This window comes from Aeromonas sp. 55A (genome assembly GCF_051919665.1).
In the GTDB taxonomy this organism is placed as follows: Bacteria; Pseudomonadota; Gammaproteobacteria; order Enterobacterales; family Aeromonadaceae; genus Aeromonas; species Aeromonas veronii.
The window spans coordinates 1,252,668-1,264,531 of sequence record NZ_JBQBEH010000008.1 but is presented as its reverse complement, the minus strand read 5'-3'; the positions used below and the strand labels follow the sequence as shown (position 1 = coordinate 1,264,531).

The 11,864-nt window shown below is 59.1% G+C and carries 11 protein-coding genes; 6 read left to right on the top strand and 5 right to left on the bottom strand.

The features are described 5' to 3' along the window. Positions 1-10: 10 nt before the first annotated feature. A complete protein-coding gene (gene typA / locus ACTG2G_RS09910) occupies positions 11-1,822 on the top strand; it encodes a translational GTPase TypA (RefSeq protein ID WP_201981586.1) in 1,812 nt (603 codons plus the stop codon). 239 nt (positions 1,823-2,061) lie between these two features. On the opposite strand, the gene ACTG2G_RS09905 is transcribed toward typA, so the two are convergent. From ACTG2G_RS09905 to def, 5 genes are all read right to left on the bottom strand, one after another. Beyond that, complete coding sequence (locus tag ACTG2G_RS09905; RefSeq protein ID WP_421386790.1) at positions 2,062-3,504, bottom strand: TrkH family potassium uptake protein; 1,443 nt, start codon at positions 3,502-3,504, stop codon at positions 2,062-2,064. A 96-nt stretch (positions 3,505-3,600) separates the two neighbouring features. Next, positions 3,601-4,977: a Trk system potassium transporter TrkA gene (gene trkA / locus ACTG2G_RS09900; RefSeq protein ID WP_005339689.1), complete on the bottom strand. Its 1,377-nt coding sequence runs from the start codon at positions 4,975-4,977 to the stop codon at positions 3,601-3,603. An 87-nt stretch (positions 4,978-5,064) separates the two neighbouring features. After that, on the bottom strand, positions 5,065-6,357 hold the full coding sequence (gene rsmB / locus ACTG2G_RS09895) for a 16S rRNA (cytosine(967)-C(5))-methyltransferase RsmB (protein ID WP_069555587.1): 1,293 nt from the start codon (positions 6,355-6,357) through the stop codon (positions 5,065-5,067). Positions 6,358-6,417: 60 nt separating this feature from the next. Further along, positions 6,418-7,362 (bottom strand): methionyl-tRNA formyltransferase, encoded by a 945-nt coding sequence (fmt, locus tag ACTG2G_RS09890; protein WP_421172637.1) that lies wholly within the window; start codon positions 7,360-7,362, stop codon positions 6,418-6,420. Between the two features lie 12 nt (positions 7,363-7,374). Further along, positions 7,375-7,887, bottom strand: a complete 513-nt coding sequence (gene def / locus ACTG2G_RS09885; RefSeq protein ID WP_216952294.1) for a peptide deformylase — start codon at positions 7,885-7,887, stop codon at positions 7,375-7,377. 108 nt (positions 7,888-7,995) lie between these two features. Between def and ACTG2G_RS09880 the strand changes: the two genes are divergently transcribed. From ACTG2G_RS09880 to purE, 5 genes are all read left to right on the top strand, one after another. Beyond that, on the top strand, positions 7,996-9,090 hold the full coding sequence (locus tag ACTG2G_RS09880) for a LysM peptidoglycan-binding domain-containing protein (RefSeq protein WP_421206321.1): 1,095 nt from the start codon (positions 7,996-7,998) through the stop codon (positions 9,088-9,090). Between the two features lies 1 nt (position 9,091). Continuing rightward, entirely contained in the window at positions 9,092-10,207 is a 1,116-nt protein-coding gene (dprA, locus tag ACTG2G_RS09875; protein WP_042054852.1) for a DNA-processing protein DprA, read from the top strand. Next, positions 10,200-10,673, top strand: a complete 474-nt coding sequence (locus ACTG2G_RS09870; protein WP_005339699.1) for a DUF494 family protein — start codon at positions 10,200-10,202, stop codon at positions 10,671-10,673. The genes dprA and ACTG2G_RS09870 overlap by 8 nt, the downstream gene beginning before the upstream one ends. 55 nt (positions 10,674-10,728) lie before the next feature. Further along, positions 10,729-11,286: a DNA topoisomerase family protein gene (locus ACTG2G_RS09865; RefSeq protein WP_421386792.1), complete on the top strand. Its 558-nt coding sequence runs from the start codon at positions 10,729-10,731 to the stop codon at positions 11,284-11,286. Positions 11,287-11,360: 74 nt separating this feature from the next. Continuing rightward, complete coding sequence (gene purE / locus ACTG2G_RS09860; protein ID WP_005339704.1) at positions 11,361-11,864, top strand: 5-(carboxyamino)imidazole ribonucleotide mutase; 504 nt, start codon at positions 11,361-11,363, stop codon at positions 11,862-11,864.

Genomic DNA, 11,864 nt, shown 5'->3' with positions numbered 1-11,864 from the left:
TGAGGCGAGAATGTTAGAGAATTTACGCAATATTGCGATTATTGCGCACGTTGACCACGGCAAAACGACTCTGGTTGATAAGCTGCTGCAGCAGTCCGGCACCCTGGACCGCTCCACGGAAGGCCAGGAACGGATCATGGACTCCAATGATCTGGAACGGGAACGTGGCATCACCATTCTCGCCAAGAACACTGCGATCCGCTGGAATGACTACCGCATCAACATCGTTGATACCCCGGGTCACGCCGACTTCGGTGGTGAAGTAGAGCGCGTACTGTCCATGGTTGACTCCGTGCTGCTGCTGGTTGACGCCGTAGACGGCCCGATGCCGCAAACCCGTTTCGTGACCCAGAAAGCGTTCGCTCAGGGTCTGAAGCCGATCGTGGTCATCAACAAGGTTGACCGTCCGGGTGCTCGTCCTGACTGGGTAATGGATCAGGTATTCGACCTGTTCGACAACCTGGGCGCGACTGACGAACAGCTGGATTTCAAAGTTGTTTACGCCTCTGCACTGAACGGTTGGGCCACCATGGATCAGGACGTCGAGTCCGAAAACATGGAGCCGCTGTTCCAGGCCATCGTTGACAACGTTGAAGCGCCGAAGGCTGATGCCGAAGGTGGTTTCCAGATGCAGATCTCCCAGCTGGACTACAACTCCTACGTGGGCGTTATCGGTATCGGCCGTATCACCCGTGGTCGCGTCAAGACCAACCAGCAAGTCACCATCGTTGGTGCTGACGGCAAGACCCGTAATGGTAAAGTCGGTCAGGTGCTGGGTTACCTGGGTCTGTCCCGTACTGAAGTTGCCGACGCGCAAGCGGGTGACATCATCGCTATCACCGGTCTGGGCGAGCTGAAAATCTCCGACACCATCTGTGACAACGGTGCCGTTGAGGCCCTGCCGCCGCTCTCCGTTGACGAGCCGACCGTGAACATGACCTTCCAGGTCAACACTTCACCGTTCGCCGGTAAAGAGGGCAAGTTCGTGACCTCCCGCAACATTCTGGAGCGTCTGAACCAGGAGCTGGTCCACAACGTGGCCCTGCGCGTGGAAGAGACTGATGATCCGGACAAGTTCCGCGTATCCGGTCGTGGTGAACTGCACCTCTCCATCCTGATCGAAAACATGCGTCGCGAAGGTTACGAACTGGCTGTGTCCCGTCCGGAAGTAATCCTGCGTACCGTTGATGGCGTTCTGCAAGAGCCGTTCGAAACTGTAACTGTGGACGTTGAAGAAGCGCACCAGGGTTCCGTGATGGAGCAACTGGGTCTGCGTAAGGGCGAAATGACCAACATGACCCCGGATGGCAAGGGTCGTGTCCGTCTGGACTTCATGATCCCGAGCCGTGGCCTGATCGGCTTCCAGACCGAGTTCATGACCATGACCTCCGGTACCGGTCTGCTGTACCACACCTTCGACCACTACGGTCCGCACAAGGGTGGCAGCATCGGTGAGCGTCAGAACGGTGTGCTGATCTCCAACGCAACCGGTAAGGCACTGACTTACGCCCTGTTCGGTCTGCAAGACCGCGGTCGTCTGTTCATCGGTCACGCGACCGAGGTGTACGAAGGCCAGGTGATCGGTATCCACTCCCGTTCCAATGACCTGACTGTTAACTGCCTGAAAGGCAAACAGCTGACCAACATGCGTGCCTCCGGTACCGATGAAGCTCAGGTGCTGACTCCGCCGATCCGCATGACTCTGGAACAGGCTCTCGAGTTCATCGACAACGACGAACTGGTAGAAGTGACTCCGAAGAACATCCGTATCCGCAAGAAATTGCTGACCGAGCTGGATCGCAAACGCTCTGGCCGTGGTTAATGCCATGTGCTGAGTCTCGGCAGCCCTTGCGGCCGCTGACGGTTCACTGATAAACGGACCCAAACCTCTGGTTTGGGTCCGTTTTTTTATGCTTGTGATCCGCTCTGGCCATGCCGATGAGGTCGTTCAGGCCACCGGTAATGGGGCTGATGAGCGTTGAGGGAAAGTCGTGGGGATGGACGAGATAAAAAAGCCGCAGCGGGTGAACGCTGCGGCTTTTTGCTTGCTTACGGTGAGCGTTACTGGCGCCAGAAGGAGGGGAAGAAGAGCACGGCGACCGTCAGGATCTCCAGTCGTCCCAGCAGCATGCCGAATGACAGCAGCCATTTGGCCGAGTCGGGCAGGCTGGCAAAGTTGGTGCTGGGGCCGACCACCGGGCCCATGCCCGGGCCGACGTTGGCAACGGCGGTGATGGAGCTGGATATGGCTGTCAGGGGGTCAAGCCCGATGGCGCCCAGCAGTGCGGCTATCATCAGAATGATGGCGAAGTAGGCCAGCACGAAGGAGATCATTGAGCGGATGATGGCGTCATTGACTGTCCGGCCGTTGTACTTCTGGGGAAATACGCCGGAAGGGTGCATCAGCTGGCGCATCTGCTTCTTGAACAGGGCAAAGGCCACCTGTACCCGGAAGATCTTGAGGCCGCCCGCAGTGGAGCCAGAGCAGGCCCCAAGAGCCAGCAGCACGATGAAGACGATGCTGGCGAGCGGCCCCCAGGTGCCGAAGTCACCAAGACCATAGCCGGTGGTGGTGAGTACCGAGACGATGTTGAAGCAGCTGATGCGCAGGGCATCCCAGAAGCCGAACAGATCTCTCTCCCACAGATAGAAGGTCATGATGACTGTGACCCACACCACCAGCCAGAAGAAGCCGCGCACCTGGGCATCCTTGAGCAGGCTGTAGTCCCTGTGATTCAGGCTCTGCACATAGAGTAGAAAGGGCAGGCCGCCGAGGAACATGAACAGGGTGCCAATCCAGTGTGCCGAGTTGGAGAAGTGGGACATGGATTGATCGGAGGTGGAGTAGCCGCCGGTACTGAGGGTGGTCATGGCGTGGTTGATCGCCTCGAACATATTCATGCCGCTGGCCCAGTAGGCCATGAAGCAGAGCATGGAGAGCACCAGATAGACCACAACGATGTTGTTGGCGACCGTCTTGGCACGCGGGGCGCTTTTGTCTGACCAGTCCGAGCTCTCGGTCTGGAACAGCTTCATGCCGCCGACGTTGAGATAGGGCAGTACGGCAACCGCCATCACGATAAAGCCGACCCCCCCCAGCCACTGTAGGATGGATCGCCACAACAGGATGCTGTGGGCCATGTTGTCGAGGCCGGATAGCACGGTAGAGCCCGTGGTGGTCACCCCCGACATGGTCTCGAAGTAGGCGTCGGTAAAGTTGATGTGGGTGATGAAGACAAAGGGCAGCGCCCCGAAGATACAGGCAACCACCCAGACCGAGGTGGTGAGCAGGAACATCTCCCGCACCCCCAGATGAAACTCCGCCTTGCGGCCGTAATGGAGGCAGAGCAGGGCGGCGCCGTGGGTGATCAGCACGGACTTGAGAAACTCGACAAATCCCTCTGACCCGGTGAGCAGTGCCAGCAAGGTGGGCAGCCACATGAAGAGCGCCAGCTTGGAGAGCACCAGCCCGAGGGTGAAGATAATGGGACGCAGTTTGATCATGTTCGATAACCTGGTCGTTGATTAACAAAAGACCCGGACCATCCCCTTGGAGGAGCTGAGCCGGGTCTGGTTTGACAGCCTGTGCGCATGAAGACGTTACAGGAAGAAGGGGCTTGGCTGGAACAGCCGCTCCACTTCCGGGATGTACTTCTTGTCCACCAGGAACATGACCACGTGGTCATCCTGCTGGATCTTGGTACGATCGTGGGCGATCAGCACCTCATCCCCGCGCACTACGGCACCGATAGTGGTACCCGGCGGCAGCTTGAGCTCGCCCACCGTCTTGCCGACCACCTTGGAGGTGTTCTCGTCACCGTGGGCAATTGCCTCGATCGCCTCGGCAGCGCCGCGGCGTAGGCTGTAGACGTTGGCGATATCGGCTCGGCGCACATGGGTCAGCAGGGCCGAGATGGTGGCCTGTTGGGGCGAGATGGCGATATCGATGGAGCCACCCTGCACCAGATCCACGTAAGCGCCGCGCTGGATCAGCACCATGGTCTTCTTGGCACCCATCTTCTTGGCGAGCAGCGCCGACATGATGTTGGCCTCATCCTCGTTGGTCACGGCGATGAAGACGTCGATTTGGTCGATGTGCTCCTCTGCCAGCAGCTCCTGATCCGCCGCATCGCCGCAGAAGACGATGGTGTTCTCCAGCAGTTCGGAGAGCTGCTCCGCCCGCTTCTGGTTGCGCTCGATGAGCTTGACGCTGTAGCGCTTCTCCAGCTGGCGGGCGAGACCCGCGCCGATGTTGCCACCACCGACGATCATGATGCGGCGGTAGGGGCTCTCTAGGCGCTGCAGCTCAGACATCACGGCACGGATATGGCCCGCGGCGGCGACGAAGAAGACCTCGTCATCCGCTTCGATGATGGTGGTACCTTGCGGGCGGATCGGGCGGCCCTGACGGAAGATGGCCGCTACCCGGGTCTCGATGTTGGGCATGTGCTCGCGCAGGGTGGAGAGGGCGTTACCTACCAGCGGGCCGCCGTAGTAGGCCTTGACCGCCACGAGACCGACGCGGCCACCAGCGAAATCAACCACTTGCAGGGCACCCGGATATTCGATCAGGCGACGCACATAGTCGGTCACCAACTGCTCCGGCGCGATCAGGTGATCCACCGGCACCGATTCCGGCAGGAACAGGCGATCCCGCTCGGTCAGATAGGCGGGCGAACGGATCCGCGCCACCTTGTTCGGGGTGTTGAACAGGGAGTAGGCCACCTGACAGGCGATCATGTTGGTCTCGTCACTGTTGGTGACGGCGACCAGCATGTCGGCATCCTGAGCCCCCGCTTCGCGCAGCACCTTGGGGTGGGCGCCGTGCCCGTTGACTACCCGCAGGTCAAACTTGTCCTGCAGTTCGCGCAGGCGCTCGCTGTCGGTGTCGACGATGGTGATGTCGTTGTTCTCCCCGGCCAGGTTCTCGGCCAGGGTGCCGCCGACTTGGCCGGCTCCCAAAATGATGATTTTCATAGGGAACGTCTACTCACGTTGAGGCTGTAAAGGGGAGCGCCAGAACGGAGCTGGCGGCTCTCCCGAATGAGGTTTGTCATGCCCGGCTCAGAGCTTGACCAGTTTGGCGTAGTAGAAGCCATCCATCTCGGCTTCACCCGGCAGGAACTGGCGGCCCGGGCAGTCCGGGGTGTCCTGTTCGTGCAGCGGTACCAATTTGGCATCTTTGGTCGCGGCAAGGAAGGCGCGGATCTGTTCGCGGTTCTCTTCCGGCAGGACGGAGCAGGTAGCGTAGAGCAGGGTGCCACCGCTTTTCAGCTTGCCCCAGAGGGCATTGAGAATACGGCGCTGCAGCTCGGCCAGCTCGCGGATGTCCTGATCACGGCGCAACCACTTGATGTCGGGATGGCGACGGATGACGCCGGTGGCGGAGCAGGGGGCATCCAGCAGGATGCGGTCGAACTGACCCTCCGGCCACCACTGTTCCGGTGCCGCGGCATCGCCATGGATCACCTTGGCGGTGAGGCCGATGCGGTCCAGGTTCTCCTGCACTCGCTTGAGGCGGTTTTCGTCGGCATCGACGGCGACCACGCCAGCCAGCTTGGGCTGACGCTCCAGCAGGTGGGCAGTCTTGCCACCGGGTGCCGCGCAGGCATCCAGTACCCACTCACCCGGTTGTGGGTCGAGCAGTGCCGCGGCCTGTTGTGCGGCACCATCCTGTACCGAGCAGTCACCGACCTCGAAGCCGGGCAGCTTGGTCACATCGCAAGGTCGCTCCAGCAGGATGCAATCCTCGCCCTCTTCACCGGCCACGGCATTGATGCCGACTTCAGCCATGCGAGCCAGCATGGCATCGCGGCTCTGGCGCTGGCTGTTGTTGCGGATCCACATGGGAGGGCGTTGGTTGTTCGCCTCCATGATGAATTCCCACTCATCGTGATAGGCCTGACGCAGGCGCTTGGTGAGCCACTCCGGATGACCGAGGCGAATGCTGGGAACGCGGTCGATGCGCAGCAGAATGACTTCGGCGCTGCGCTGGAAGTTGCGCAGCACGCCGTTGATGAGGCCACGCAGTGAGGTGCCTTTGAGCAGTTTGACGGCGTTGACGGTCTCGGCCACCGCGGCGTGAGCCGGAATGCGGGTGTAGATGAGCTGATAGAGACCGACCAGGATGAGGTAGTGGAAAATGCGGCTCTTGTTCTTGAGCGGCTTGTCCATCATCTCGTTGACTGCCGCATCGAGGCGGGGCAGCCAGCGCAGGGTGCCGTAGCAGAGTTCTTGCAGGAGAGCACGATCGCGAGGCGCGACCTTCTCCTGGGCAGCAGGCAGAACAGCGGAGAGGGATTGACCCTGATCCAGCACCTGTTGAATAACGAGAGCGGCCTGTGCACGTGTTTTCATAGAGTTACCTTAGATGCGCAAGTCGGGGCCTGGGCCCCGCTTGTGTCAATTCAATCCAGTTCAATTCAATTGCGTGCCGGGTTCAAACCAGTCGCGGCGAGAGTTGAGCAGATCCGAAACGGACATCGCCTTCTTGCCGGGCGGTTGCAGGGTCAGCAGGCGCAGTACCCCTTTGCCGGTCGCGATATCGATCCCCTGCTTGTCGGCCTTGAGCAGGGTGCCGGCGGGTTGGCCGTGGTCGATGTCGATGACGGCGGCTTGCCATACCTTGATGGTCTGGTCAGCTACTTCAAACCAGCTGATGGGCCAGGGGTTGAACGAGCGGATGCAGCGTTCGATGGCAACAGCCTCCATCGACCAGTCGATGCGGGCCTCTTCCTTGGAGAGCTTTTCGGCGTAGTTGGCCAGCGCATCATCTTGCGCCTCGGCAGCGGTTTCACCGGCAGCCATGGCATCGATGGTGTCGACCAGCGCCTGCGGACCCAGCTCTGCCAGCTTGTCATAGAGGCTGGCAGAGGTCTCGTCGGCGGCGATGGGGCAGCTTACCTTGCGGATCATGGCGCCGGTATCCAGCCCCACATCCATCTGCATGATGGTGACGCCGGTTTCGCTATCGCCCGCCCAGATTGAGCGCTGGATCGGTGCCGCGCCACGCCAGCGGGGCAGCAGGGAGCCATGGACGTTGATGCAGCCCAGACGCGGGGTATCGAGTACCGCCTTGGGCAGGATCAGGCCATAGGCCACCACGACCATCAGGTCTGCGCCAAGGGCGGCCAGTTCGGCTTGCGCCTCTTCCTTGCGCAGGGTAGCGGGCTGGTAAACCGGCAGGTTGTGGGCCAGTGCCAGCTCTTTGACCGGGCTGGCGGTGAGCTTCTGGCCACGGCCGGCGGGCTTGTCGGGCTGGGTATAAACGGCAACGACCTCGTGGTCGGAAGACAACAACGCCGCCAGGTGACGGGCGGCGAAGTCGGGAGTACCGGCAAAAATCAGTTTCAGCTTATTCAATGGGGCAGATCCTCAGAGGACTTTGCGATCTTCACGGGCCATCTTTTCCAGCTTCTGGCGAATGCGCTGGCGCTTGAGCGGGGACAGGTAATCCACGAACAACTTGCCCATCAGGTGGTCCATCTCGTGCTGGATACAGATGGCGAGCAGGTCGTCCGCTTCCAGCTCGAACGGTTTGCCGTGGCGATCCAGGGCGCGGATCTTGATCTGCTCAGCGCGCGGTACCAGAGCGCGGCTGCCAGGCACGGAGAGACAACCCTCTTCAATGCCGGTGCTGCCACACTGGGAGATCACTTCCGGATTGATCAATACCAGAGGATCTTCACGGTTTTCAGAGACATCGATCACTATGATGCGTTGATGAATATCCACCTGCGTTGCGGCTAGGCCAATGCCTTCCTCCGCATACATGGTTTCGAACATATCATCTACAATTTGTTGTAACTCGGGTGTAAAGGTCTCGACAGGGGCTGCGATAGTACGCAGACGCTCATCGGGAAAACGCAATACATCTAGAATGGCCATAGTTTTTTCTTTAGTTTCGTATAAATACAGTCAATATTGGCGTAATTCTAGTCATTTACGCCGACAAAAAACAGCAACACTTTGCGCGCAGAGGTAACAGGGAGTGTTATGTATCTGAAGCAAACCATCCTCACCTGCCTGCTGGTGACCATGAGCCAAGCTGCTCTGGCCGATCAGCTGAGGTTGAAAGCGGGTTATCCCGAAAGCTATGTAGTGCAAAAAGGCGATACCCTGTGGGATATCTCCGGCAAATATCTCTCTGAGCCATGGCTGTGGCCCCGGCTCTGGAACATCAATCCACAGATTGCCAATCCGCACTGGATCTACCCAGGGGACGTGCTGCACCTGAGCTGGGTCAATGGTGAGCCCCGGCTGGGCAAAGCGATGCAGGGGGACAAACAGGTCATCCGTCTCGGCCCGAAAACCCGTTATGAGAGCAAGGCAAATCCTATCCCTACTCTGCCCTTCAGCGAGATAGGTCCCTTTTTGCAGACGGACCATATTTTGGCCGACAGTCAGCAGCAGAAAATGCTGCCCTATTTGCTGGGTTCAGACGAAAAGCACATTGGAATGCTTGAGGGGGACACCCTCTATGTGCAGGGAGCTCTGATACCGGGCAAGATGTATGGCATCTATCATCCCGGGGTGGTCTACAAGGATCGCGAGACAGGTGAGCTTTTGGGTCAGGAGGCCATCTTTGCAGGCGTGGTGCGTGCGGTAGCGCTGCTGGATGGTGATCGGACCGAAGTTACTCTCACCCACAACCAGCGTGAAGTATTGCAGGGTGACAAGATTATGGAGCTGCCCCCTCAGGAGAACATGCCTGCGGTTTTCATGCCCAAGGCTGCCCCGGCGATTGCCCCTGGCTACATCATCGACTTGCCGAGCAAAGCCAGGGGAGGGGGCAAGTTTGATGTGGTCTTGATTAACAAAGGCGCTCGGGATCAACTCTCCGCGGGCGATGTGCTCGATGTTCGGCGTCCGGGGGCTGCGCTGGTCACCAAGAATGGTGCAGTGAAATACAAGGAGTTCTCCTCTGTCTACGACAAGGTGTTCTACAGTAGTGGCAACCAGAAGGCACCACTGCCCTCTGAAGCGATTGCCCGCGTCATGTTGTTCAAGGTGTATGACAAGCTGAGTTATGGCCTCATCATGCAGAGCAAGGACATGGTGAGCTCGGGTTATCAGGTCACTCACTTCTGAGGTGAACTACCCCGACGCGCGTCTGGCGCTCTGGCTAACTCTCGATGCGGTCACCGGTATTGGTCCGGTGACCGCTGCACGTCTGTTGGAACGGGCTGGGGGAAGTATTGAGGCCCTGTTTCAGAGCGATGAAGCACAACTGCATGGTATGGGGTTGTCGTCAGAGCAGATCAAACAACTGCGCTGGCCCTCGCCGGTGGTTGAGCAGAGCCTGGCTTGGGCCGCTTTGCCTGACAATCTCCTTATTCCGCAAGATCACCCGGTTTATCCACCCTTGTTGCGGGAAATTCCCGCGGCCCCCCTGTTGCTCTACTGTCGTGGCGATCTTGCTGCGCTGTCGCTACCCCAGCTGGCAATGGTGGGGACACGCCATCCTACCTATGCAGGCAAAGATAATGCCTCCCGCCTTTGTAGCGAGCTGGTTGGATGCGGGTTAGCCATCACCTCGGGCCTTGCGCTCGGTATCGATGGTGTTTGCCATCAGCAAGCGCTGGCTTGTGGCGGTATCACCCTTGCCGTGTTGGGTTCCGGGCTGGATTGCCTCTACCCCAAACGCCATCAGGGGCTGGCAGGACAGATTCTGGAGAGTGGTGGTTTGCTTATCTCCGAGCTGGCGCCGGATAAAGGGCCGCTGGCTGAACATTTTCCTCGTCGCAACCGTATTATCAGTGGTCTGTCGCTGGGAACTCTGGTGGTGGAGGCGACCGAGCAGAGCGGTTCGCTGATCACCGCTCGCTATGCGCTTGAACAGGGGCGCGAAGTGTTTGCGGTACCCGGCGCCCCGCAAAACGCCCAGGCGATAGGGTGCAACAGATTAATTCAGCAGGGGGGCAAACTTGTGCTGAGTGCGGCCGATATAGTGGAAGAGCTGCCAGAGTGGGTCGCACGGCCACATTCGTCGGTCATACCATCTGAGCAACCGAATAATAGCGAATTGCCTTATGCCGATTTGTTGGATAACGTAGATTATGAGACCACGAGCGTGGATACCGTTGCCGAGCGGGCCCAGCTTCCTGTCGAAGTGGTATTGGGCAGGTTGGTAGAGCTGGAGCTGGCCGGTGCAGTGATGGCGGTAGCCGGTGGATACGTCAGAGCGAGGAGGGCGAATCATGTTTGATGTATTGATGTACCTTTTCGAGACCTACATCCACAGCGATGCAGATGTGATGGTCGAGCAGGATGAGCTCACCGACGAGTTGAGCCGGGCCGGTTTCGATAAAGAAGAGATCGACAAGGCGCTCGACTGGCTGGAGCGGCTGGCCAATCTGCACGATAGCGAGCGGGAGGTCTATGTTACCGCCAGCGCGCAAGGCTCGATGCGTATCTATGCTCCGCAAGAGCTGGCACGCCTCAGCACCGAGTGCCGCGGCTTCCTGCTCTTTCTGGAACAGGCCCAGGTGTTGAATGCCGAAACCCGCGAGATCTGTATCGAGCGCCTGCTCGAGCTGGACAAGCCGGATATCGAGCTGGATGACCTGAAGTGGGTCGTCATGATGGTGCTGTTCAACGTACCGGGCAGTGAAAATGCCTACCAGCAGATGGAAGAGCTGGTGTTTGATGAGTCAGACGGCGTCATTCACTGACAGTCCGGTGCCGCGCTGGTAGAATTCAGGCCATCTGGATTTCAAGGCGCGGCCCATGTCAAAAATCGATCATCACCTCTTTTCAGCCCACGAACATGCCTTCGAGCGCGAGCCGTGCCCGCAGTGCGGGGCCGAGCTGGTGATCCGCCAGGGCAAACATGGCCCCTTTCTCGGCTGTTCTGCCTATCCTGCCTGTGATTACATTCGCTCCCTGACGCCATCCGGCCGCGACATCGAAAAGGTGCTCGAAGGCTCTGCCTGTCCCGATTGCGGAGAGCCGCTGGCGATCAAGAAGGGGCGTTATGGTCTGTTTGTCGGTTGTACCCAGTATCCGGCCTGTCAGCACATCGAATCCCTGCAGGAGAGTGACGATACCCAGATCCTCTGCCCCGAGTGCGGCAAGGGTCATCTGGTGAGCCGCACCTCCCGCTACGGCAAGCAGTTTTACTCCTGTGATGGCTATCCCCATTGCAAATATGTGGTGAACGACAAGCCGATCCCCATGCCTTGCCCCGCGTGTGGTTGGGGCATCATTGTAGAGAAAAAAGTGAGGGGAACTCTGCGTTGGGTCTGTCCGCAAAAGAAATGCGGCCACCAAAGTGAGCAGGTATAATCCCGCCGCCGCAACCGGATTGAAACGTTTTCGGTGAACTTCAACCCCCCACTTGGAGTAAGGAAATTCCCACCATGAATAAACCCTTTGTTGCCGTATTGATGGGCTCTGATTCTGATTTCCCCGTGATGCAGACCACCCTCGAGGTGCTCAAGTCATTTGATATCGCAGTGGAAGTCAAAGTCACCTCCGCGCACCGCACGCCGGCTGCGACCCATCAGTATGTGACCGATGCCGAGGCCCGTGGCTGCAAGGTCTTTATCTGTGCTGCCGGTCTGGCGGCGCATCTGGCGGGTGCCGTAGCCGGCATCACGACTCGTCCCGTGATCGGGGTGCCCATCGATGGTGGCCCGCTCAAGGGGCTGGATGCGTTGCTCTCCACCGTGCAGATGCCGGGTGGTGTGCCGGTAGCGACCGTGGCGATCGGCAAAGCCGGTGCCAAGAACGCAGGTTATCTGGCAGCCCAGATGCTGGCAGTAGCCGATGATGAACTGGCGGCCAAGGTTCGGGCCGAACGCCAGAAGAATGCCGAAGAGGTGATGGCCAAGGATGCCGCCCTGCAGGCTCAACTCAAGTAA